Source organism: Mesorhizobium humile, from assembly GCF_033977215.1.
In the GTDB taxonomy this organism is placed as follows: domain Bacteria; phylum Pseudomonadota; class Alphaproteobacteria; order Rhizobiales; family Rhizobiaceae; genus Mesorhizobium; species Mesorhizobium humile.
Genome location: NZ_JAVIIV010000002.1, coordinates 404238 through 427498 on the forward strand (window position 1 = coordinate 404238; position 23261 = coordinate 427498).

Annotated in this window: 17 protein-coding genes; 5 read left to right on the forward strand and 12 right to left on the reverse strand. The window is 63.1% G+C overall.

The genetic code is table 11. The annotated features are described in order from the left end of the window. Positions 1-4: 4 nt before the first annotated feature. The 3 genes from RFM52_RS04855 to RFM52_RS04865 all read right to left on the reverse strand — a co-directional run bounded on the left by RFM52_RS04855 (position 5) and on the right by RFM52_RS04865 (position 8914). Positions 5-6058, reverse strand: a complete 6054-nt coding sequence (locus RFM52_RS04855) for an RHS repeat-associated core domain-containing protein (RefSeq protein WP_320295390.1) — start codon at positions 6056-6058, stop codon at positions 5-7. Between the two features lie 328 nt (positions 6059-6386). Continuing rightward, positions 6387-7724 (reverse strand): ATP-binding response regulator, encoded by a 1338-nt coding sequence (locus tag RFM52_RS04860; protein WP_320295562.1) that lies wholly within the window; start codon positions 7722-7724, stop codon positions 6387-6389. A gap of 5 nt (positions 7725-7729) precedes the next feature. Continuing rightward, a complete protein-coding gene (locus RFM52_RS04865; RefSeq protein WP_320295391.1) occupies positions 7730-8914 on the reverse strand; it encodes an FIST signal transduction protein in 1185 nt (394 codons plus the stop codon). 262 nt (positions 8915-9176) lie between these two features. Between RFM52_RS04865 and RFM52_RS04870 the strand changes: the two genes are divergently transcribed. The 4 genes from RFM52_RS04870 (at position 9177) to RFM52_RS04885 (ending at position 14272) form a co-directional block, all read left to right on the forward strand. Continuing rightward, positions 9177-9677, forward strand: a complete 501-nt coding sequence (locus RFM52_RS04870) for a (2Fe-2S)-binding protein (protein ID WP_320295392.1) — start codon at positions 9177-9179, stop codon at positions 9675-9677. Positions 9678-9779: 102 nt separating this feature from the next. Further along, on the forward strand, positions 9780-12128 hold the full coding sequence (locus RFM52_RS04875) for a xanthine dehydrogenase family protein molybdopterin-binding subunit (RefSeq protein ID WP_320295393.1): 2349 nt from the start codon (positions 9780-9782) through the stop codon (positions 12126-12128). A gap of 115 nt (positions 12129-12243) precedes the next feature. Further along, positions 12244-13041, forward strand: coding sequence for an FAD binding domain-containing protein (locus tag RFM52_RS04880; RefSeq protein WP_320295394.1), 798 nt, complete (start codon positions 12244-12246; stop codon positions 13039-13041). A 208-nt stretch (positions 13042-13249) separates the two neighbouring features. After that, complete coding sequence (locus RFM52_RS04885) at positions 13250-14272, forward strand: acyltransferase family protein (protein WP_320295395.1); 1023 nt, start codon at positions 13250-13252, stop codon at positions 14270-14272. A 2-nt stretch (positions 14273-14274) separates the two neighbouring features. Here RFM52_RS04885 and RFM52_RS04890 read toward each other — a convergent pair whose 3' ends face one another. The 3 genes from RFM52_RS04890 to RFM52_RS04900 form a co-directional block, all read right to left on the reverse strand. Continuing rightward, positions 14275-14760: an SRPBCC family protein gene (locus tag RFM52_RS04890; protein WP_320295396.1), complete on the reverse strand. Its 486-nt coding sequence runs from the start codon at positions 14758-14760 to the stop codon at positions 14275-14277. 72 nt (positions 14761-14832) lie between these two features. Then, positions 14833-15315 (reverse strand): GNAT family N-acetyltransferase, encoded by a 483-nt coding sequence (locus RFM52_RS04895; RefSeq protein WP_320295397.1) that lies wholly within the window; start codon positions 15313-15315, stop codon positions 14833-14835. A gap of 2 nt (positions 15316-15317) precedes the next feature. Then, complete coding sequence (locus tag RFM52_RS04900; protein ID WP_320295398.1) at positions 15318-16073, reverse strand: copper homeostasis protein CutC; 756 nt, start codon at positions 16071-16073, stop codon at positions 15318-15320. A 241-nt stretch (positions 16074-16314) separates the two neighbouring features. Between RFM52_RS04900 and RFM52_RS04905 the strand changes: the two genes are divergently transcribed. Then, positions 16315-16770: a carboxymuconolactone decarboxylase family protein gene (locus RFM52_RS04905; RefSeq protein WP_320295399.1), complete on the forward strand. Its 456-nt coding sequence runs from the start codon at positions 16315-16317 to the stop codon at positions 16768-16770. Positions 16771-16800: 30 nt separating this feature from the next. Here RFM52_RS04905 and RFM52_RS04910 read toward each other — a convergent pair whose 3' ends face one another. The 6 genes from RFM52_RS04910 to RFM52_RS04935 form a co-directional block, all read right to left on the reverse strand. Further along, entirely contained in the window at positions 16801-17232 is a 432-nt protein-coding gene (locus RFM52_RS04910) for a cupin domain-containing protein (protein WP_320295400.1), read from the reverse strand. 69 nt (positions 17233-17301) lie between these two features. After that, positions 17302-18900: a DHA2 family efflux MFS transporter permease subunit gene (locus tag RFM52_RS04915; protein WP_320295401.1), complete on the reverse strand. Its 1599-nt coding sequence runs from the start codon at positions 18898-18900 to the stop codon at positions 17302-17304. Then, positions 18897-20096 carry an HlyD family secretion protein gene (locus RFM52_RS04920; RefSeq protein WP_320295402.1) on the reverse strand — a complete coding sequence of 400 codons (1200 nt, stop codon included), beginning with the start codon at positions 20094-20096 and terminating at the stop codon, positions 18897-18899. The genes RFM52_RS04915 and RFM52_RS04920 overlap by 4 nt, the downstream gene beginning before the upstream one ends. Positions 20097-20202: 106 nt before the next feature. Continuing rightward, positions 20203-20976, reverse strand: coding sequence for an SDR family NAD(P)-dependent oxidoreductase (locus tag RFM52_RS04925; protein WP_320295403.1), 774 nt, complete (start codon positions 20974-20976; stop codon positions 20203-20205). A 5-nt stretch (positions 20977-20981) separates the two neighbouring features. Continuing rightward, the gene (locus RFM52_RS04930) at positions 20982-22346 is read right to left on the reverse strand and encodes a dihydroorotase (RefSeq protein WP_320295404.1); all 1365 of its coding nucleotides are present in this window, start codon (positions 22344-22346) and stop codon (positions 20982-20984) included. Further along, positions 22321-23253, reverse strand: a complete 933-nt coding sequence (locus RFM52_RS04935; protein WP_320295405.1) for a polysaccharide deacetylase family protein — start codon at positions 23251-23253, stop codon at positions 22321-22323. Before RFM52_RS04935 ends, RFM52_RS04930 begins: the two co-directional genes overlap by 26 nt. Positions 23254-23261: the final 8 nt, after the last annotated feature.

The following is a 23261-nucleotide window of genomic DNA, read 5'->3' on the forward strand; positions in this document are numbered from 1 at the left end:
CGATTCAGGGATAGGGCGTGGTGTCAATCTTACCAGATCCCGTATCTACGGTTGTCTTGGTCGTGGTGATGCTGTCAGCTTGTTTTCCTACGGCATGGCCAGGAATTAAGCCTGCGTCTTGGGCCTTCTTGCCGAATGGAATAGCGGTTCCACTTGCAATAGCTGTCATTACCTTTTTCTGCGCCGTGTTTAGGTCACCCATGTTCGCCTTGGCTTCATCGATGCGCAAGCTACGCGTTTTGCCATCAAATACAACGGCATCTATCTTTGCCCAAGCTCCGCTTACAGGGTCACGGAACGAAACTTGTGTCGTTGGCTCTTTGCCGGTTCGCTCCTTAAACGCGTTGAGTGCCATCTTTTCAGCGAACCGGCCATTCATCCGGTTTGTTACCATCATTTGCTGCTTCGCAACACGCTTTGTATTGGCGAGTTGCTCCGCAATCTTGGCCGCGGTCCACTTACTCATTCCTCCGATGCGGCCGTTGCCGAACTCGAATTCAGATGCAATGGGATTTACTTGCTGCATGGCGCGGTCATCGATACCCGGATACCTATCAAAGGAATCCGGTATTCCGTCGTCGTCTCGATCGCCATCCCAGGCGTCGTGGGGTTCCCACCCTCCTAGCCCAGCATGCCCGTTTGGATCGCTCTTGTTCACGGGATCGTTCTGGGCATAGGCGTACCGGTTGGTGCCGACGCCTTGCTTGGTGGGATCCCAGTCGTCGGGCGAGATGAATCTTCCGAGCACCGGATCCATGTATCTTGCGTTGAGGTAGAGGAGGCCTGTCTCGGGATCGAAGCGCTCGCCGATATAGGATTTCTGGGTCTGGAAGCCTGAGTTGAGGCGCTCGCCATAGGTGGCGTAGTTGGTGGCCTCAGTGATTGAGCCCGAGCTGTCGGTGACCATGCGCACGGAAGCCAGGTGATCGCGGTGCAGAAAGTATTTTGCTCCGCCGATCACCTTCACATCGGGGTGCGGATAGCGGGTGTAGACCTCCGAGCCTGGGATTGCCGGATCGATCTCGACGGAAGCATCGGGATAGAGCGTGGTGGCGAAGGTCGAAGCCTTCTTCACCCGCGCGCCGTCAGGACCGTAGGTGAGGTTGACGGTGTTGGAGGCAAGCGTAACGGTCTTCAGCCTATTGGCCTCGTCCCAGGTGAGTGTGCGGCTGCCGTCGGAGGTCAGGTTGCCGTTGGCATCATAGGCTAGTGTCTTGATGCCGACGATGGTTGGCGCATGCGGCCGGGGCGATGTCGCTGCGGGGTATGTGTAGGTGCCGGCGACACGGCTGCGCGAGACGATGTTGTCGTTGGCGGCGTAGACAAAGGTTTCGTCGAGCGTGTTGTCGCCGAGATTGTCGGACGAGGTCAGCCGGTCGGCATTGTCATAGCCATAGGTCCAACTGTCGGAGGCGGTGAGCCCTGTCGTGCCGGTGATGCGGCCGAGATTGTCGCGAGCATACTGGTTGTCGAGCAGCACCGTCACGCCCCGCGAGGTGGTGACGCGCGTCACCCAGCGGCGGGTGGGCGAATAGGTGAAGGCGGTCTTCACGCCGTTGGCGTAGTTGATCTCCTTGGTCTGCCCATCGGCCTCATAGAGCGTCGAGGCGATGAAGCCGGGGGCGGAGGCGAGCCTGTTGCCGGCCGTGTATTGCAGCCGGTTGGCGTTCGAGCCGAAGTCGAGTTGCACGGGAAAATACTGCACATACACATTCTGGCCGGACCCGTCGTGGACGTTGAATGTGACATGCGTGATCCCGGCGATGGTAGCGTCCTGGCGCGCGACCTTGCCGAGGCCGTCGTAATTATAGAGCTGGACGGCAGCGGCATTCTCCGAACGGGTCAACTGGCCGACGTTGTAATTGCCGGCCGATGCCTGGTCATAGGTGTTCTGGGTCAGCGTCACCGGGCTGCCGCCTGAAGGCGTTGCCGTCTTCAGCGTCAGCCGGTCCATCTGGTCGTAGCTCAGAGTGGTGACGGTGCCCCTGGCATCGGTCTGGCTGATGAGCCGGTTGGCGGCATCGTAGACATAGGTCCAGGTGCCGAGATCGGGATCAGAAGCCGACAGCCGGTTGCCTTGCATGTCATAGGTGTAGGTCCAGGTCGAGCCGCCGGGATCGGACAGCCTGATCAGTCGTCCGAAGGTGTCGTAGGTCCGGTTCTCCCACAGGGCGAGGCCAGTCGAATCGCGAATGATGATCACCGGCTCGCCATGCACCCAAGTGTAGGTGTCCGTTCGGCGGCCAAGCTCGTTGGAGGCAAGCACAGCCTGGTAGCGTGGGTTCACGCCACCGGTGCCAGCGTCGAGCCACTGAGTGTACGTTCGCTGGCTGGTGTCCGGGTTGACGGTCTTCACCAGTCGGTCCGACCAGTCGTAGGAATTGGTGGTCCACTGCGCCGTATCGCCGACGAACCTTGGGAAGGCGGTGCGAAGCACATTGGAGCGCTGATCATAGTCGGTGTCGGCAATGCGCCTGGCGCCGGCCGCCGTCTCTCCGGGCGTCTCGACGCGGTAGACCCGGCCGAGCCCGTCATAGTAAGAGCGGGTGAAGTCCTCGCCGGCGCCGTTCGGCAGCGGTGTGTATTTGACCAGCGCCTGGGTTGCCGGATTGCCTTCGTTCTCGAAGCGCGTCTTGACATAGGCGCCAAGCACGTTCTGCGAGACCTGATAGGGCCGGCAGAACGGGTCGTAGGTGAAGGTCTTGACGATGCCGTTGGGGTCGATCTTGGTCGCAGGAAGGCCGCACACCGCATTGAAGGTAGCGGTCGAGACGAACCTTGTGTCGGCAGTCTGCCCGCTGGTGGCAAAATATTTTGGCGCCCGCTCCGTCACCGGATAGACGTGGTAGGTCGCGTCATAGTCCCATTCGGTCTTGTGGCCGAGGCCATTGGCGACTGAGATTTTGTTGCCGTACGCATCGTAGGTGATGATCTGCTGGGCCGCTCTTTGTGTGGCGAGATCGGCGTAGTCGACCTGCCACGTCAGGTTGCCTTTCACAGGCGCATCGCTGGTCGCCGTGCTGCCGTCGTAGTAGCTCAGCAGGTAGCGAAGAATTGGCAACGCCTCGTCCATGCCCGCCCGTACGCTCTCGGCGCGAGGCAGCGACACGATGTAGGCGCCAGTGTTCGGCACGAAGCGTCTGGCAGTCCAGCTCTCATCACCGCTAGCATCGGTGCGGCCATAGTCCTTGATATCTGTGACGTTGTTGTAGGCATCGAACGTCCGCTCGACCCTGGTCGAAAGCATGATGTTCTCGGCAACCGTCGTGTCGGTCGTCATGTTCTGCACGGTGTAGGGCTTTGTCGCCGTGTTGACCGCATAGGTCTCGGCCACCTGCTTGCGCACCGCGCCGGCGCCATCTTTCCACACAGTCAGCGACGGCAGGCCATAGCTCGCCAGATCCTGGCGATAGGTGGTGGTCACCGTCGGCGCCGCCACCTCGCCGTTGGCGAGCGGCTTGGTCTCAACGATCGAGGCAAAGCCTAAGAACTTCCTCGCCACGGGATCGTATTTGCCGCCGGCATACTGATAGGTGCTCACCGCCGTCTGGCCGCGGCCGTCACTCACCGACAGCTTCGTCACCGCATGCACCACCTGCGGCAAATAATTGTTCGCCCAGGTCGAGGATGGCGTGTATTCCACTGCCACCGTGCCGCCGAGCTCCGTCGCGATCTGCTTCACTAGGTTCGGATTGCCCGTCCCCGCATTCGAGATGAACATGTTGTTGTAGTCGGTGAAGTCAGGAAGACCGTCCCCGTTGAAATCGCCCACAACTATTCCTGCCTTTATCGCTGCAGGAAGTGGGAAGCTTTCGGAAGAAAAGGCGCCAGACAACGACGACCTTATGGAATATACTTTAAAGTAGCGCGTATCAAATCCTGTGAACTTTGGGTAGTCAGTCATGGTAAGGATGTCGACCTTACCGTCGTTGTCAAAATCTCGCAATATGCCAAAGCCACCTTCAATCCCAGTAACCTCAGCATAACTCTTAAAGCCGATCCCTGTCGATAAATAAACCTTCGCCTTATTATTCGCAAAATCGTAACGAAGAATATCGTCGGCTCCGTCACCGTTGATATCGCCACTCAAGCAAAACGGCACATCAACCCCAAACCTATAGCAATCAATCGGTATTGACTGATTGTCTGCCTTCCAAAGCCCACCGTCCAATACGCCTTTACGAATGTTATTTCCATCTTCAAACCACGGCATACGCCTGCCATTTCCGAAAAAATCCGATTCTCCTCTGTACCGGGGTGAGGAAATAGTATTCTGATCAAGCAAATTGGCAGTATCTACCCCATCGCCATCGATATCAGCAATGAATAGACGCCCATCCACACAGTTAGCGTCATAACCTGCTGGAGCGGTCGGCTTGCAATTTGCTTTCGTAAGATTCAACTGACCGTCGCTAAGCAGGAACCAGTTGGTCGGCGATCCAGACTGCCCCTCTGCTGGAACGGTACGTTCCCGGAAGTCCATAGTCCGCTTGGTGGGCAAGAACCGGCCCGGATCGTCGGTGACAGAACCAGGAGCCGCGCTCAGAGTCTTCGTTTCTACGGGTAGGCCGCTAGTTCCGAATTTAATGATCGCTTTGTATCGACAGCAAAAACCTGACGTTCTGAAATTGCCGAAGACCTCGTCACGACCGTCGAAGTCTAGGTCTCCGACCTTGCTTGGAAAATCATTCTCGCTGATGCCAAAATTGAATGGCGGCAGAAGTCCATATATCTTTGTGTTGTTCGTTCCGTACGCCCCGTCTGTATCCTGATAGGTTATCTGGCCGAGCGATTTCGAGGTGCCGCCGGTGATGGCGCCATCGGCGGCGATGGCGGCATCAGTGCCGTAACGGGTGACCTGCGTCAGCCGCGAGGCGGTGGAGAACGGCGCCTGGTCGTAGGTGAGCTTGTAGGCGCCTCGCATGGCGCCGGAGACCGAGATGCCGATCGTCTTGATGCGTTGCGTGGTCTCGGAGATGTCACGGCCATTGCCCATCCGGATCAGGTCGGGACGCGTCTCGTAGTAGAACTGGATGCTGGCGCCGTCATAGGTGACGCTTGCCGGATGGCAGACCGGGCTTGCCGGACAGGTGTAGCTGTACGTGACCGTGTTGCCGTTGGTGTCGGTGACGGAAGTCAACAGCCAGCGATAGCTGAAGGCCAGATCATAGGCCGGCGTGCCGGCCGCCGGATTGAGATTGGCGACCGCACCGACAGAGCGGAAGGTCGAGACGGTACCGTCCGTGTCGGTCACCGTCCATTCATTGGTAGTGCCGCTCAGCGCAATGCGGCGATAGCTTTCGTTCTCCGTCGCATGCGTGCCACCGGTCGAGCACGACGGCGAGACCATGCCGGCAACGCAGGCGACCATGGCCTGGCCGTCGATCAGATAGATGTCATTGGTATCATAGGCCGGCATGCCATAGCCGGGCGTCGCCCGCTCGATGACGTCGAAACCGTCGAGGCCCCAGGCATAACCCAGCCAGCCCTGGTAAAGGCCGCCGAGCTTGGTCTTGCGGGACGAGTTGTAGTTGAGCGCCATCCGCGGCTCGATATCGTGAAAGACCGGAACGTCGATGGCGATGGAGTAGCCCAGACTGCCGTTGCCAGTAGCCTTTGGAATGTCCACTTTGGGCGCACCAATCATTCCGATATCGGCACTATCAGGCGTGGTTGCGGCGGCGGTGGTGGTTGCCCCTTCCGACGTAGCTTCAGCGTCCGTCGTATTTAGGTTGGCCGTACCCGAGTTGGTTGCCTTGCCTTCCGTGCCGCTGCCGGCCTCAGTTGCATCCGCCGGCTGGGCCCCCACCTTGGCGGCTGCGTCCGGGCTCCCGGTCGCCTGGCTGCCGCCCGACCTGGACCCGCTCGTCTGGGGCTGATCGGGGGATACCAACCCTAGCGCCGCTCCGCCATTGCCAAAGCCGGTATTGGCTGAGCCTTGCGCCTCTTGCGCCAGCGATGCTGTCCCCGCACTTCCGCTAATATAAGAAACAGCAGAAATATCCGCACCGACAACGCCCGCAGCAAGCACTGCCGCGCCAACAAAAAACCTATTCATGAATCCCCCCCCCCCGAGCAAGTTGCTTGACGGTACTTAATTCGCGCGTATCGAATACGACACAGGATTGTCACGAGGCACTTATCCACAGAATTATTTGATAATCGAAGTGAGCGGAGATCAAGCAACCGAAAAACGGCCAAGTTTCGATGCGCTGGAAGGCTCTATCGGATTTATCCAACGCATCACCTCAAAACAAAGATGGCGCTCTTACTTACTTAGCGAAAGAAGGAGGCAGATATCCAGGAAAAGTGTGTAACGGCTTCCGCTCGGAACTGCGTAAGGAACAAAAAGCGTTTCATCGTTCCTGTGAAACGATGAAACGCTCTTAAGCCAGCAGATGTGCCAGCAGCGCGCGTAATTGCGCCGGCTTCAGCGGCTTGCGCATCAGCTCTATGCCGGCGGCGCGGGCGGCCTTGGCGACGGGCTCCGAGCCGTCGGCGGTGACGATCAGCGCCGGCACCGGGCGGCCGAGATAGTCGCGCACCTCGGCGATCGTCGCGGTGCCGAGGTCGCCGCCGTCCAGATGCTGGTCGGCGATGATGATGTCGGGCACCCAGGCGGTGTCGCCGAGCAGGTCGAGCGCATCGTCGGTCGAGGTGGCGGCGCGCACCAGGCATTGCCAGCGCTCGAGCAGCGACGTCATGGCGGAGAGCACGTCCATGTCGTTTTCGACCAGCAGCACCTTGGTGCCGAACAGGCCGTAGCCGCGCGGTCGCTCCATGTCGGCGGCGGCCATCGCCGGCTCGGCCGGGGCCATGCCGACCGGCACGTCGATATGGAAGATGGTGCCGCGCCCGACCTTCGAGGAGAAGGTGACCGGGTGGCCGAGCGCGGCCGCCATGCGGCGCACGATGGCGAGGCCGAGACCCAGCCCGCCGGCGAGCCCTGTATCGGTAAGCGTCGCGGTGCCTCGGTGGAACTCCTCGAACACCGCCTCGCGCTGGTCCTCGGGAATGCCGCAGCCGGTGTCGGCGACGTCGATGCGGATGGTGTCGCCGCGATGCCTGGTGCCGACCAGAACGCCGCCGGAGCGGGTATAGCGCAGCGCGTTGGAGAGGATGTTCTGCAGGATGCGGCGCAAAAGCGTGCGGTCGGAGCGCACGACGACGTTGACCGGCCGGAATTTCAGCGACAGGCCTTTCTTTTCCGCCTCGGGCAAGAAGTCGGAGCGCAGCGAGGAAAACAGCGCCTCCAGGCTGACGTCGCCGATTTCGGGCTGCACCACGCCGGCGTCGAGCTTGGATATGTCGAGCAGCGTGCGCAAAAGGTCTTCCATCGTCTCCAGCGAGCGCTCGACCTGGCGTACCAGCTTTCTGCCTTCATCGCTGGTCTGCACCTCGGCCAGCGCCGAGACCGACAGATGCGCGGCGTTGAGCGGCTGCAGCACGTCGTGGCTGGCGGCGGCGAGGAACCGGGTCTTGGAGAGGTTCGCCAGCTCGGCGTTTTCCTTCGCCGCGCTGAGGTCGATGTTGGACTGCTCTAGCCGGCGCAGCGTGGAGTGCAATTCCTCGGTGCGGTTGCGCACCCGGTTTTCCAGCGAAATGGCGGTCTGAAACAGCGAGAAGGCGTTGCCCTGCTGGTCCATCGACCGCTCGACGCGGCTGACCAGCGCCGCGTTGATCTTCTTCAGCCGTTCGAGGTCGTTGATGTCGCGCAGCGGCATCCGGCTCACTCGGCCGCCTGGCGCTCGCCGAAGGCGATGCCGGTAAAGGTCTGGTTGAGGTGCATCGAGCGATACTGCTCGCCATAGGTGCCGAAGCCGATGACCTTGTTGGTCCGATAGAGCTCGGAAATATCGCGGAAGACCTGTCGGTTGTGGGCGTCGAGCCGACGCAGCACGCAGTCGAAGCCGAGGATCATGTCGATGCCGCCGAGCCGATGCTCGACATCCTGGAGAGCGCTACGCGTCGCTTCCACCATGTTCTTGGGCTGGGCGATGGACAGCACCACGCCGTCGTCGATGGCGCAGAAGAAGGACAGCGAGCCGTCGGGATGCATGCGCTGGATAGAGCGGCAGTAATATTCGCCGCCGACCTTCACCACGACGGGGTGCGAGGCAAAGCTCAGCGGTGTCAGCGTCTGCGGCAGGATGCCGACGGAGGCCGCGTATTCTTCCGCGGCGTTGGTGGCGTTGAATTCGCGCACGACACGATGATCTGGGTCCGACGCCGTCACCACCAGCTTCTCGTCGGTCGGAATGAAATTGTCGGTCTTGAAGACGTGGAAAGGGATCTCGGTCGCGACCAGCACGATGATGGCGCTGTCGGAAGTGACCTTGCCGTTCGAGATCAGGCTGGTCGTCTCGAATTTCAGGTCGTCGCCCGCCGAGCCGCCGATCAGCGGGATGTCATCCAACCCCCAGTGGATGGCCGAGGTCACCGCTTCCTCGGCATAAGAAAGCCCGTCGATGAAGCAGAGGGCGAAGACGCTCTTCGCCCGCTCCTGGCCGGCGCGCCCGCTCAGCAGCCGCCGCAGCGCCACGACCTCACCGGTGATCCCGTCCATGCCGGATGAGGAGAGGTTCTCGACCATGGTGGAGACGATCGAAAACGACGCCGACGGCAAGAGCAGGGCAAGGATATGCCCTTCCTCCAGTCCCTGCGGCGTGATTTCGCCGGCGGTCGAGCAGCCGGCATAGGCGAGCGATGGCGCATGGACCTTCAGCGCTTGCGCAAGCGCCGCCGCGTCGACCAGGCTTTGGGAGAAGAACAGAAGCGCGAAGCCGGCGTCGACGGCCGCCGCTTCGACCGCGACCGCCCGGGCAAAGGCATTCGGGTCGGGCTCATCCGTGGTGAGCGCCGAAAGGCCCGATGCATAGCGTGTGCTAGAACTGGCCAGCTGCCTTCTCCGCAATTCCTCCAACGCTGATTTTTATGCGTGTCTTTTCTTATGCGTGTCAGGCACGCCTGCGCGTCGCAGGCATCTTTGCCTTCAATCCCCGATTTGGCAATGGGGCCGGTTGCTGCGCTGCACATAGCTTTTGCCATGATCGAAAGTACAATGGAACCGCCGCTGGCAGGGCTGTTTTGCCCGTTGTACGGTGCGCGAATAACGCACTGCCGAAGCACAAGCGCGGCATTCGGCAATGACCAAGGTTGATACCCAGGGAGGTTGCATGTCGGACGTGTCGTTGACTGTGAATGGGAGGCGGGTCAGCGGGAACGCCGAGGACCGAACGCTTCTGGTGCATTTCCTCAGAGAACATCTCGGACTCACCGGCACGCATGTCGGTTGCGATACATCGCAATGCGGCGCCTGCGTCGTGCATGTCGACGGCCGGGCGGTGAAGTCCTGTTCGATGCTGGCCGTGCAGGCCTCGGGCTCGACCATCGTCACCATCGAGGGGCTCGCCGACGGCGCCGAGCTGCATCCGGTGCAGGCCGCGTTCAAGGAGCATCACGGGCTGCAATGCGGTTTCTGCACGCCGGGCATGATCATGACGGCGACCGACATGATCGCGCGCCATCCCGAGGGGCTCGACGAGGCGACGGTGCGCACCGAGCTCGAAGGCAATATCTGCCGCTGCACGGGCTACCACAACATCGTCAAGGCCATCCTCGCGGCATCGCAAGCGATGTCGAAGGGTGCCAAGGGCAGGGCGAAACAGGCAGCTTAGGTGGTGAATGGTGAATGGTGAATAGAGCCGCCGGCTTTTTTCCTTTTGGCCATTCACCCTTTCACAATTCACCATTCACTGAATTCCGGAGGAATTTCCGCAATGGGTATCGAAGGCGTCGGCGCCCGCGTGGCGCGCAAGGAAGACAAGAGGTTCATCACCGGCGGCGGCCGCTATGTCGACGACATGGTGGTTCCAGGCATGAAACACGCCGTGTTCGTGCGCAGTCCGCACGCCCATGCGCAGATCAAGAAGATCGACGTGAAAAAAGCGCAAGCGATGCCCGGCGTCGTCGGCGTGCTCACCGGCAAGGAGCTCAAGGCCGACGGGATCGGCAATTTGATCTGCGGCTGGATGATCCACTCCAAGGACGGCACGCCAATGAAGATGGGCGCGTGGTCGCCTTTGGCGATCGACAAGGTGCGCTATGTCGGTGATGCCGTGGTCATCGTCGTCGCCGATACCAAGGGCCAGGCGCGAGACGCGGCGGAAGCGGTCGAGATCACCTACAAGGAACTGAAGGCCGTTGTCGACGCTACGAAGGCCATTCAAGCCGGCGCGCCGCAGATCCACGCCGAGTCCGACAACAACCTGATCTTCGACTGGGAGATCGGCGACGCCAAGGCGACCGACGCGGCGATCAAGTCGGCGGCCCATGTCACGCGCATGAAGATCGTCAACAATCGCCTCGTGCCCAACGCCATGGAGCCGCGCGCCGCGCTCGGCCATTACGACAAGGCCGAGGACCATTATACCTGCTGGACGACGTCGCAGAACCCGCATGTCGCGCGGCTGGTGATGAGCGCCTTCTACAACGTCGCCCCGGAAAACAAGCTGCGCGTGATCGCGCCGGATGTCGGCGGCGGCTTCGGCTCCAAGATCTACATCTACCCGGAAGAGATCGTCTGCCTGTGGGCGTCGAAGAAGACCGGCGTCCCCGTCAAATGGGTGGCCGACCGCACCGAAAGCTTCCTGTCGGACGCGCATGGCCGCGACCACGTCTCGACCGTCGAGATGGCCTTCGACAAGGACAACCGGATCACCGGGTTCAAGGTCGACACGATCGCCAATCTCGGCGCCTACATGTCGTTGTTCTCGTCCTGCGTGCCGACCTATCTCTACGCCACGCTGCTGTCGGGCCAGTACAACATCCCGGCGATCCACGCCAATGTGCGCACCGTCTACACCAACACCGCGCCCGTCGATGCCTATCGCGGGGCTGGGCGGCCGGAAGCCACCTATCTTCTGGAACGCACGATGGAAACCGCCGCGCGCGAGCTCGGCGTGTCGCCGGCGGAGCTCAGGCGCCGCAACTTCATCACGTCCTTCCCGCATCAGACGCCGGTCATCATGAACTATGACGCCGGCGACTATAACGCATCGCTCGACGCGGCGATGAAAGCCGCCGACTATGCCGGCTTCACCAAGCGCCGCGCGGATGCGGGCAAGCAGGGCAAGCTGCGCGGCATCGGCATGAGCTGCTACATCGAGGCCTGCGGCATCGCGCCGTCGGCGGCGGTCGGCTCGCTCGGCGCCGGCGTCGGCCTCTGGGAATCGGCGGAGGTGCGCGTCAACGCCGTGGGCACGATCGAGGTGCTGACCGGCTCGCACAGCCATGGCCAGGGCCATGAGACGACCTTCGCGCAACTGGTCACCCAACGCTTCGGCGTCCCGCTCGATTCGGTGTCGATCGTCCATGGCGACACCGACAAGGTGCAGATGGGCATGGGCACCTACGGTTCGCGTTCCGGCGCCGTCGGCATGTCGGCCATCGTCAAGGCGCTCGACAAGGTCGAGGCCAAGGCCAAGAAGATCGCCGCGCACCTGCTCGAAGCGGACGAGGGCGACATCGTCATCGAGAATGGCGAGGTCAAGGTCGCGGGCACCGACAAGAGCCTGCCCTGGTTCCAGGTGGCGCTTGCCTCCTACACCGCCCACAATTTGCCGGCGGGCATGGAGCCCGGGCTGAAGGAGACGGCCTTCTACGATCCGTCCAACTTCACCTTCCCGGCCGGATGCTACATCTGCGAGGTCGAGATCGATCCGGAAACCGGTACGACGGAAATCATCCAGTTCGTCGCCGCCGACGATTTCGGCAACATCATCAATCCGATGATCGTCGAGGGGCAGGTGCATGGCGGCATCGCCCAGGGCGTCGGCCAGGCACTGCTGGAAGGCGCGCATTACGACTCAAGCGGCCAGCTTCTGACGGCAAGCTACATGGATTACACCATGCCGCGCGCGGGCGACCTGCCCTCCTTCAAGGTCTCGACCTCGAACACGCCATGTCCGGGCAATCCGCTCGGCATCAAGGGCTGCGGCGAGGCCGGCGCCATCGGTTCGCCGCCGGCGGTCATCAACGCCATCACCGATGCGCTCGGCGTCGTCGACATCGCCATGCCGGCGTCGCCAGCGACGGTGTGGGCAACCATCCGGGCGACGAAGCACTGAAAAGCGCATAGCGAATAGGGAGTAGCGAATAGGGAACAAAAGCGGCGTGGATAGAGGAGGTTCTATTCGCTATTCGCTACTCCCTATTCGCTTTCTCCCGAAGGGAGAAAAACACATGTACTCAGTCAACTATCACCGCGCTGCCTCGGTCTCCGATGCCGCCAAGCTCTTGAAGAACGGCGATGCCAAGCTGCTTTCCGGCGGCATGACTTTGATCCCCGCCATGAAGACGCGGCTGGCAGCGCCGTCGGACCTCGTCGACGTGTCGCGGCTCAAGGACCTGCAGGGCGTCAAAGTGTCCGGCAAGACGGTCACAATAGGCGCCGCGACGACGCATTACGACGTCTCCACCGACGACAAGCTGAAGAAGGCCTGCCCGGCGCTTGCGCATATGGCGTCCTTGATCGGCGATCCGGCGGTGCGCCACAAGGGCACGATCGGCGGCTCGATCGCCAACAACGATCCGGCCGCCGACTATCCGGCGGCATTGCTGGCGCTGGGCGCGACGATCATCACCAACAAGCGCGAGATCCCGGCGGACAAATTCTTCAAGGGCCTGTTCGAGACGGCGCTGAAAGAAGGCGAGATCGTCACCGCGGTGAGCTTTACCGCTCCGGCCAAGGCGGCCTACCAGAAGTTCCGCAACCCGGCTTCGCGCTACGCCATCGTCGGCGTGTTCGTGACCAAGGGCAAGGACGGGGTGAGGGCGGCGGTGACCGGCGCCGGCGAGGACGGCGTCTTCCGCTCCAAGGAAATCGAGGCAGCGCTGGCGAAAAATTTCGACGCCGCGGCGCTCGGTGGCGTCAAAGTGCCGGCGAAGGGGCTGATGAGCGATCTCCATGCCTCCGCCGACTACCGCGCCAACCTGATCGCGGTGATGGCCAAGCGCGCGGTGGCCGCGGCCAACGCCTGAACGCCCTCAGCCTGGGTGAGACAAAGGGGCCCTCGCGGCCCCTTTTCCTTCTGTATTCGCAACGACTTGGCGGGAACTACCTGAGTATTCCCGCTTTCGCACTTGCACAATAGTATCCCGCACTGCAAAATGACCATGGCGGGAATACCAGACAGTCCGAGACGCGGGCAACGCTTCGCATGCGGACCTCGAGTTGCGAAGGCAGGGTATGACCGACATCTCCGCAGCGTCCGTTGTCCTGCCGCGGGCCGCGGCCGACAGGGAAGCCAGGGCAAGGCTGGCCTATCTCGACGGCTGGCGAGGCCTGTCGATCGCGATGGTGCTGATCGGCCATTTCTTTCCGGTCCCGGGGCTCAATCTCGGCGTGCTCGGCGTCGAGTTCTTCTTCGTGCTGAGCGGCCGGCTGATGGGCGAGATCCTGTTCATCGAGCGCTTTCCGCTGAAGAAATTCTTCAAGCGCCGCTTCTCTCGCATCTATCCCGCGCTGCTGGTGTTCGCGATAGCCGCCATGATCGGCCTGACCGGAACCTTCATCGCCTTCAAATGGAAGGCGGCGCTGACGGCGCTGACCTTCACCTACAATTACGCCGGCATCTTCATCAATCGCGCCGGCGCGCTCGACCACATCTGGTCGCTCTGCGTCGAGGAGCATTCCTATATCCTGCTCGCGCTGATCAGCGTGGTGGTTTCAGGACGCGCCAATGTTATCCGGCTGCTTCTGGTGCTGGCCTTGCTGGCAATGGCCAACGGCGCGATTTCGTACGGGGTTCTCGGCATGGGCTACGAGACCACCTACTGGCGCACCGACGTGCATATCGCCTCGATCCTGCTGTCCGCGGCGATCTGCCTGCTCAAGGCTGACGGGCGCCTGCCGACTTTCCTGCAAAGCCAGCATGTGGCGCTCGGGGCCGCGGTTGGCGGCCTGTTGCTGTTCCTCGACCGGGTGCCGACGCCGATCCACTATCTTGTCGGCGTGCCGCTGCTGGCGCTCGCGGTCAACACGCTCGACTTCGCGGTCGGCTATGTGAAGGGGCTGCTGTCGTCCTGGCCTATGGTGATGCTCGGGCTGTGGTCCTATTCGCTCTATTTGTGGCAGCAGCCCTTCTACAAATTCGTCGATGAGCACGGTTGGTCGCCGATCCCGATGCTGGCGGCCGTGTTCGCCTGCGCGCTGGCCAGTTACTATATCGTCGAAAAGCCCGCACGCGGCTGGCTCAACCGCAACTGGTGAGATCAGGTCTCGCCGTTCTTCCGCGCCGCGAGATAGCGGCGAAGCCCGGCTTCGCCGCGCGGCGTCGTCCAGCGATGGTTCCAGGCGAAGGCTGGCCTTAGCAGCGGCGCCAGCAGCTTGAGGATCGGCCTCTCGACCGTGACCTGCCAAACCAGATCGACATGCGTGCCTTGTCCGGACGGCGACAGCTCGGCTCGCCAGAGCCCGTCGAAATCGCCGAAGGTCTTCACCACCACCAGCCGGCCGGGCTCGAGCTCGGCGGCCTCGATGATGAAGTTCAGCTCATAGGGCAGGGCGCCGCGCGCTCTCGCCCTGGCGCGGGCGCCGACGACGCCCTTGCCCTTCTTGTCGAGCGGCTCGACCTCCTTGTAGGCATCGCCCCACCAGAGTGGCAGAAGCTCAGCGTCCGACAGCACGTCCCACACTTCCTGCGGCGTGCCTTCGGGGATGTCCCAACTTTCGTCGAAGCGGAAGACATTGCTCGCCATGATGCCGCCCCCCAGCCAACGGAGCTTCTATATTAGCTTCGGCTTGTTTTCCTGGCCAGCGGGTTCGGGGGGTCAGGCGGCGATCGGCTTTGCCCAATAGCGCACCGACTTCTTGCCGCCGTGGATCACCGCATCGCCGACCTCGGCGAAGCCAAGCGCGGCGTGGAAGGCATCGGAGGCAGGGTTGGGCGGATCGGCGTTGACCTCGCAGGTGACGATCGTGTGGCCGGCGCGCCGGGCCTGCTCGAACAGATCCTCATAGAGCCGGCGGGCATGGCCGCGGCCGCGCGCGACGGCAGCGACCACCACACGGTCGACATAGACGAAGCGCGGATAACGCTGGCGAAACCAGAGGAAGTTCGGGCTGTCGTAGCGCGCATCCTGGTCGAAGGTCATGATGAAGGCTTCGAGCGCGCCGATGCGGCGGGTGTAGAACGCTTGCCCGAGCAGATGGGACAGCCGTTCCGGCTCAAGCCAGGACAGCTCCGCCGCATGCTCGTTGTTGAGCGCGAGGATGGCGGCCTCGTCGGCGGGCGAAATGCGTTCGATTATCATCGTCAGGCCTTCGCGGCCGCGATCGTCGCCGCCACCAGGGCCTGGTCGGTCACCGTGGTGCGGTATTCGCGGTCGAGGTCGGTGCCGCCCATGCCGACATCCGGGTTGCGGTAGCGCATGGCGCTCGGCACGTCCGCAAGTGCTGCGAAATGCATCTCGGCCAGTCCGGTCCGCCTGCGTACCTCGCCGATCGTGTCGGGCGCCAGCGCGCCGCAGCCGAGGATGATGATGCGTGAGCCGGCTTGGCGAACGAGTTCCGCCAGAAGCTCGATGCCTTCGACCGCCGTGTCGCGCTGGCCGCTGGTCAGCACCCGGCCGACCTTGCAGCGGATTAGGGCTTCGAGCGCCTCGGCCGGATCGCGCGTCATGTCGAAGGCGCGATGACAGGTGACGTTGAGCGGGCCGGCGGCCTCGACCAGCGCGCTCATGCGCGCCTCGTCGATGGCGCCGTCGGCGGTCAGGCAGCCGACCACGACGCCGGTCACGCCGAGCTCGCGAAGCGCTTCGACGTCGGTGAGCATCGAGCGGTATTCGGTCTCGCTGTAGAGGAAATCGCCGCCGCGCGGACGCACGATGACATGGAAGGGGATGGTCGCGCTTTCGAGCGCGGCGCGCACCGTGCCGAGGCTCGGCGTGATGCCGCCCTCGACCAGGCTGGCGCAGAGCTCGACCCGGTCGGCGCCGGCGGCCTGCGCGGCAAGCAGCCCGTCAATGCCTTCGACGCAGATTTCGATCAGGGGTTTTTGCGTGTCCGCCATCGGTTTCCATCCATGCTTTCGACGAGATGGGCAGCCCTAGCATCGGGCGCGCCGTCGCGAAAGCGGCAACGATCGGTCCAGCCATGGAAGTCGCCAGCCATGCAACTCGCCAGCCCATACAACTCGCCAGACATGCATCTCGCTTGACAATGCATAACCGCAAAGTTATGGATAACTCATAACTGGAAAGTTATTGATTGGCGCGGGCCTTATCGGTCGCGCGAAGCCGAGGAGACGGATGATGGAAGCAAGATTGAAGAACCCGGTGATGCTCATTCCCGGCGCGCTGCAGGCGCTGCTCGCGCTCGACAAGTCGACCGAGGCCGGCGACGTGCCTTATGTGACGCGCAAGCTCGTTCACCTGCGCGCCAGCCAGATCAACGCCTGCGCCGTCTGCGTCGACATGCATGCGCGCGAGCTGAAGAAGGCTGGCGAGAAGGACGAGCGGATTTTTGCGGTGTCGGCATGGCGCGAAACGCCATATTTCACCGACCCGGAGCGCGCGGCGCTTGCGCTTGCCGAAGCTGCGACGCGGCTGGCCGACCGCTCCGACGCGGTGCCGGACGACGTCTGGGACGAGGCGGCGCGCCACTATGACGACAAGGCGCTCGCCGCTTTGGTGATCCAGATCGCGCTGATCAACGCCTTTAACCGCCTGAACGCCACCACAAGGCAACCGGTGAGCGCCTGGGGATGAGGCGAGAGGCCGGCTTCGAGGCCTTGCCGGCTACTGTTTCAGGATCGTGTTCCTGGCGCCTTGCTCGACCTGGTCGATCACCAGAAGCTTCACCGGATCGGTGCCGATATTGGTGGCCTGGTGCCATTGCCCGATCGTCTCGATGATGAAGTCGCCGGTCTTGTAAGTGTTGGCGGCGCCGGTCTCGACATTGGTGACCTTGAGCGTTCCTTGCTCGACATAGGCGTAGCGCGGGAAGGGGTGCTTGTGCACTGGCAAGGTCGCTCCCTGCGCAATCTGGTAGGACGAGACCTGAACCTCGACATTCTTCTGCGGCAGCGTGATCGGCTGGCCCGATGCGGTCGTCGTCTTCGACGCCAGCGGCGTCACCACGACCGGCGTGTTCGAGCTGTCGAGAGCATTTGCATTGGTCGTGAAAAATGCCGCCGCCAAAAGCAGCGCCGATGCCAGGATGGTGCGCATGAGGTTCCTCCAGAAGCCACCAGCTTGGCGCGGCGGGCGCTGAGGCGCAAGCTCCGGGTGACAGGATAGCTAACGCTTCGCTGGCGACTGTTTGGGTGGCCGCAGCAGGAGGGCAAACGGCACCAGCAGCGCCGTTGCAATCGCGCAGTAAAAGAAAACATCGACATAAGCGAGCAGCGAGGCCTGGCGGCCGATTTCCTGTCCGATCCAGCCGACGGCCTGCTGCCTGGCTTCGACCAGCGGCGAGCCCTCGGCGACGAAATGGTCCGTCACCTGGCGAAGCGTCTGCTGATAGGCCTCGCTCGACTGCGCCGTGTGGCCGACCAGCACCGACTGATGGAGCTGTGCGTTCTGGGCGATCACCGTGTTGGACAGTGACACGCCGATGCTGCCGCCGATGTTGCGGGCGACGTTGATCAGCGAGGATGCCTGGTCGGTCTTCTGCGGCGGCAGGCCGACATAGGCGGCCGTCGAAATCGGGATGAACAGGAACGGCAGGCCGATCATCATATAGACGCGCGCGTAGGCGAAGAACCCGAAGCTGGCGTCGGGCGTCAGCGAGGTCATGTGCCAGAGCGCGACCGCGACCACCGACATGCCCATCATGATGAGATAGCGCGGCTGGACGATGCCGGCGGCAAACCCCGATATCGGCATCAGCAGGAGCATGGCGATGCCGCCGGGCATCATCGACAGGCCGGAAAGGGTGGCGGTGTAGTCGAAGGTCGTCTGCTGCAGTTGCGGGACCAACTGCGTGCTGCTGAACAGCACCGCGCCCACAGCCATCATGACGAGGAACGACATGCCGAACTGCCGGCTGAAAAGCAGGCGGATGTCGACGATCGGGTCGCGCCTCGTCCACTCCCAAGGGACAAGCAGCAGGAACGACACGGCCGAGATCACGGCGAAAGCGGTGATGAAGGTCGAGGCGAACCAGTCGTTGCGCTGGCCCTCGTCGAGGAAGACTTCGAGGCAGCCGAGTGCCAGCGCCACCAGGACGAAGCCGATCCAGTCGACTTTCAGCCCCTTGCTCAACCGCTCGCGACGCTCGCGCTCGAGAATGTCGGGCTCGATCACCAGCCATTGCACGAGCGCCAGCGACATGATGCCGAACGGCACGTTGATGAAGAAGATCCAATGCCAGGAAAAATTGTCGGTCAGCCAGCCGCCGATGGTCGGCCCGACGGTCGGGGCGACAATGACCGCGATGCCGTAGAGCGCAAAGGCCTGGGAGCGTTTCTCGGGCGGGAACGTGTCGGCAAGGATCGATTGCTCGCTCGGTGCCATGCCGCCGCCGCCGAGCCCCTGCAGGATACGGAACGCGATCAGCGTCGGCAGGTTGGGCGCCAGCCCGCAGAGCAGCGACGCCAGCGTGAAGGTCGCCACGCAGATCATGTAGTAGCGCTTGCGGCCGATGACGCTGGTCAGCCAGCCGCTGACCGGGATGATGACGGAGTTGGCGACGAGATAGGTGGTGATCACCCATGTGCTCTCGTCCATGCCTGCGGCCAGGCTGCCGGCGATGTTGCGCAGCGCCACATTGGCGATCGAGGTGTCGAGCACCAGCATGAAGGTCGCGATCGAGACGACGATCGCGATCAGCCAGGGATTGCGGCCGCCAGCCGCCGAACGGCTTTGGTCGCCATGGGCTGTTACGGCGTCACTCATCGCACCTTGACCGTCGGCACGACCGACATGCCCGGACCAAGATAGACACCGGGCGGCTGGTCGAACATGATCTTGACCGGCACACGCTGCACCACCTTGACGAAATTGCCTGTGGCGTTTTCGGCCGGAAGCAGGCTGAACGCCGTGCCGCTGCCGGCCTGGATGCTGTCGATATGGCCGTGGAATGTCTTTTCGGGATAGGCGTCGATGGCGATATCGACAGGCTGGCCCGGCCGCATCAGGTCGAGCTGCGTCTCCTTGAAGTTCGCCTTCACCCAGACGTCCTTGGGCACGAACATCATCAGCACCTGGCCGGGCTGCGCATAGGTGCCTTTCGCGGCCGTGATGTTGGTGGCATGGCCGGCGACGGGTGCGGTGATGGTCGTGCGGGTGAGGGTGGTCTTGGCCTGGTCCTCGCTGGCCTCGGCCTGCCGAAGCTTGGCCTCGGCGCTCTTGCCTTGTGCCTGGAGAACCGCAACCTGGCTTTTCGCCGCCTCGGCATTGGCGTTGGCGGCATCGAGCGCCGCCTGATCCTGGCGCAAGGTCGAAGCGGCCTGCTGCGCCTGCTGTTGCGTCGCCGTGCCCTTGGCCAGGAGCTCGCGGTTGCGCTGGTCCTCGGACCTGGCGAATTCGAGCGCAGCCTGCGCCTGCGCCACCTGCTTGCCGGCGGCATCGATCTTGGCGTTCTGCGCCTGGGTCTGGGCTTGGACGTTGGCGATCTCGGCCTGCGCCGCCACAACGCCGGCTTCCGCCTGTTTGAGCGAAGCCTGGTAGTCGCTGTCGTCGATGCGCAGAAGGACCGCGCCGGCCTCGATCGGTTGGTTGTCGGTGACGGCGACATCGGTGATGCGCCCGGAAATTTCCGCGCCGACCGTCACCGTGCGGGCGTCGATGAAGGCGTCGTCGGTCCATTCATACTGACGTGCGTTGATCCACCAGATGACCACGGCGGCGATGACCAACAGGATGAGGATCGCGACGATCGCCGCTATGTAGGGATGGCGCCTGATGAGGCCGGACCTGTCCGACGGACCGTTATCCGCCTGCGTGTCTTGCGCCAGCCCTTCGTTGCCGCGCTTGTCTTTAACGGGCTTGTCGTCGCCCGCCGGGCGTTTCTGCTGATCGGACCGGGGCTGAGCCCGCGTTTCCTCGGCGGGAGCGGTTTCGCGCTCTTTTCTTTCAGTTTTTGCGTCCAAGGCAACGGATTCCAGATATCGTTGGCCCCCCTCGCAGCAGGGTCAACGGGTGGTTTCCGCAAAGGTTCCTGTCGCTGAGTGCCGGGCAATGGCCGATTGGCGACCGTCAGCCCGCCATCCAGCCGCCGTCCACCATCAGGTTTATGCCGGTGACGTAGCTGGCCATGTCGCTGGCGAGGAACAACGCCGCGCCCGCCACGTCGCTCGGCTGGCCGAGCCGCGGCCAGGGTGTGCGCCGGCGCGAATAGTCGAGCGCGTCAGGATCGTTGGCGACGCCCGGCTTGCCGGTGATGATCTTGCCCGGGGCGATCGCGTTGCAGACGATCAGGTCGTCGGCATGGTCGACGGCGATCTGGCGCGTCATCTGCACGATGCCGCCCTTGCTCACGGAATAGGGAAAATCGCCGGGGCAGGCGACCATACCGTGCTGCGAGGAGATGTTGATGATGCGGCCGCGCACCTCGTTGACCGGCGCCTGGGCCAGCATTTGCATGACGGCGCGTTTGTTGCAGTAGAAAAAGCCCGTCAGATTGACGCCGATGACGCGGTTCCACTGTTCCGGCGTGGTCTCGATCAGGTTGGTGCTGGTGTAGATCGCGGCATTGTTGACCATCACGTCGAGCCGGCCGAATTGCGCGATCGTTGCCCCGACGAGCATATCGACGGCGTTCCAATCCGAGATGTCCGTTCTGGAGTAGATGGCTGTGCCGCCGGCAGCACGAATCCTATCGACGGTGCTCTCGCCGCCTTCGATCGGCTGCTCGACCGTGTCGGCGACGACGACGTTGGCGCCTTCGGCGGCGAACTTCAGCGCGATCGCGCGGCCGATGCCGGAGCTTGCTCCGGTGACGATGGCGGTTTTACCTGCGAGCAAGGCCATGGTGTTCAGCTCTCCCGGGTGACGATCTTTCCTTGCGCCTGGCCGACCAGCCTGCCTTCGCGCACGATCTCATGGCCGCGCAGGAAGACGTTGGTCAGGCGCGCTTTCACCGTCCAGCCGTCAAAGGGCGTGTAGCCCGCCCGCGACACCTGGTCGGCATTGGCGACCGTGCTGGATCGGCGCGGGTCGAGGATGAGCAGATCGGCATCGTAGCCGACGGCGACACGCCCCTTGCGCCGGCCGAGGCCGAAGCGCTCGGCTGGGTTTCTGGAGCACATGCGTACAAGATCGTGCAGCGCGATGAGCCCTTCGTCCACCAGCCTCAGCATGGTGGGAAGCAGGGTCTGCAGTCCCGGCATGCCGCCGGGGATGTCGGCGAAAGCCGAATAGGATGCCGCCTTTTCGGCCGGCGCGTGCGGGGCGTGATCGGTGGCGACGATGTCGATCAGTCCCGCGCTGAGCGCGGCGCGCAGCGCGTCGATATCATGCGGTGAGCGCAACGGCGGCGAGGCCTTCAGATTGGCGCCTTGCGCCTCGTAATCCTGCGCCGTGAAGAACAGGTTTTGCGGCGTGGTCTCGACGGTGGCGTCGGCCATGCCGCGCAGCCGGCTCCAGGTCTCGACACCCAATTCGGAATTGATCTGCCGGACGTGGACCCTCGCCTCGGTTGAGGCCGCGGCGACAAGCGCGCGAGCGATGCCGTTGGCTTCGGCCAGCGGCGGGCGGCTGTCCAGGAAGGCGGCGATGGTGCCGGAGCGGTCGCGCGCAGTGCTGCCTGTGAGGATCGACTGGTCGCCGGGCGAGATGCCGATCAAGGTGTCGGCGTCTCTGAAAGCCCTCAGCGCCCCAGCGACCGTGTCGAGCGTGTCGAACAGGAAGGCATCCGGCACGTCGGCGGTGAACAGCTCGAACGACACCGGCGCGAGGCCGAGCAGGCGAGGGACAGGCGACAGATCTCGGCTGACCACGGCCTGCAGGCCGACATCGACATGGATGCGGCCTTCGGCCGTCGCCATCTTGTCGTCTAGCTGCTCAGCCGTCGCGGTCCACGGCTCGTCAGTCGGCATGTCGAGAACTGTCGTCACGCCGCCGAGCGCGGCCGCATGGGTGCCGGAAGAAAAGTCCTCCTTGTGGGTCAGGCCGGGGTCGCGCAGATGCGCATGCGCATCGACGAGGCCGGGCAGCACGAAGCTGCCGGAGGCGTCGACGACCGTCCTTGCTTCGGCGGCTTCGCCGGGCGCGATGATTGCGGCGACCTTGCCCGCGGCGATGCCGATATCGCCGCGGCTGAGGCCGTCGGCGTTGATCACGGTTCCACCACGGATCAATGTTTCGAACACGCCCTCAACCACGCTGCTCGAAGCGGGCATGGTTGGCATGCCAGAAGCGGGCGATGTCCTCGCGGCGCATGAAGGCGGCGCCGTCGCTTTGCTGGACATGCTCGATCACCTCGCGCAGCCCCGATGCACGGTTGGGCTGGCCGGTCCAGCGGGCGTGGATGCCGATGGTCAGCATGCGACCGCCGGTCTCGCCGGCTTCCGAGAGCATATAGTCGATGGCCGCGCGGCAGTCCTCGGCGAAGTCGCGCGGATTGCTGTAGCCGGGCGCGACGAGATAGCGGCTGTCGTTGAGCGTCTTGGAGTAGGGGACGACGAGGATCTCGGTGCCGCGATGATCGAGGAAATAGGGCAGGTCGTCATTGCAGGGATCGGAATGGTAGAGGAAGCAGCCTTCCTCGACCAGAAGGTCGCGCGTGTTGACGCTGGGCAGCGAGCGGCAGTTCCAGCCGATGGGACGCTTGTCGAGCAGTTTTTCATAAAGCGCGATCGCCTGATGAAGATGACGCTCTTCCTCAGCCCGCTCCATGGTCGTGTAGTCGATCCAGCGCAGGCCGTGGCCCATCAGGTCATGCCTGCGCGCCTTCATCCACTCTACCAGAGGCGGGTTGCGCTCGAGCGCCACGGCGCAGGCGGAAAAGGTGACGGGAATGTCGTAGCGGTCAAACAGCCTGGCCAGGCGCCAGACGCCGGCGCGGCTGCCATATTCGAAATGCGTCTCGGTGCCGAGGTCGCGCACCGGCGGGCTGGAGGCGAGATTATACTCGCCCCAATTGTCGTTGCGGCCATCCTCCAGCCAGTTGTATTCCGAGCCTTCCTCGTAGTTGAGCACGAGGTTGACGGCGAGCTTGACGCCGCCCGGCCAGGTGACGAAGGGCGGATGCGGACCGTAGCCGACGAAATCGCGCGGCTGCGCTGCTTGCTGCGGATCGGTCGGCATCGGCTTGT

Coding starts and splice junctions, on each gene's coding strand:
- RFM52_RS04855 (WP_320295390.1), bottom strand. CDS start 6,058: ATGAATAGGTTTTTTGTTGGCGCGGCAGTGCTTGCTGCGGGCGTTGTC.
- RFM52_RS04860 (WP_320295562.1), bottom strand. CDS start 7,724: ATGCCGCTGCGCGACATCAACGACCTCGAACGGCTGAAGAAGATCAAC.
- RFM52_RS04870 (WP_320295392.1), top strand. CDS start 9,177: ATGTCGGACGTGTCGTTGACTGTGAATGGGAGGCGGGTCAGCGGGAAC.
- RFM52_RS04875 (WP_320295393.1), top strand. CDS start 9,780: ATGGGTATCGAAGGCGTCGGCGCCCGCGTGGCGCGCAAGGAAGACAAG.
- RFM52_RS04880 (WP_320295394.1), top strand. CDS start 12,244: ATGTACTCAGTCAACTATCACCGCGCTGCCTCGGTCTCCGATGCCGCC.
- RFM52_RS04885 (WP_320295395.1), top strand. CDS start 13,250: ATGACCGACATCTCCGCAGCGTCCGTTGTCCTGCCGCGGGCCGCGGCC.
- RFM52_RS04890 (WP_320295396.1), bottom strand. CDS start 14,760: ATGGCGAGCAATGTCTTCCGCTTCGACGAAAGTTGGGACATCCCCGAA.
- RFM52_RS04895 (WP_320295397.1), bottom strand. CDS start 15,315: ATGATAATCGAACGCATTTCGCCCGCCGACGAGGCCGCCATCCTCGCG.
- RFM52_RS04900 (WP_320295398.1), bottom strand. CDS start 16,073: ATGGCGGACACGCAAAAACCCCTGATCGAAATCTGCGTCGAAGGCATT.
- RFM52_RS04905 (WP_320295399.1), top strand. CDS start 16,315: ATGGAAGCAAGATTGAAGAACCCGGTGATGCTCATTCCCGGCGCGCTG.
- RFM52_RS04910 (WP_320295400.1), bottom strand. CDS start 17,232: ATGCGCACCATCCTGGCATCGGCGCTGCTTTTGGCGGCGGCATTTTTC.
- RFM52_RS04915 (WP_320295401.1), bottom strand. CDS start 18,900: ATGAGTGACGCCGTAACAGCCCATGGCGACCAAAGCCGTTCGGCGGCT.
- RFM52_RS04925 (WP_320295403.1), bottom strand. CDS start 20,976: ATGGCCTTGCTCGCAGGTAAAACCGCCATCGTCACCGGAGCAAGCTCC.
- RFM52_RS04930 (WP_320295404.1), bottom strand. CDS start 22,346: ATGCCCGCTTCGAGCAGCGTGGTTGAGGGCGTGTTCGAAACATTGATC.
- RFM52_RS04935 (WP_320295405.1), bottom strand. CDS start 23,253: ATGCCGACCGATCCGCAGCAAGCAGCGCAGCCGCGCGATTTCGTCGGC.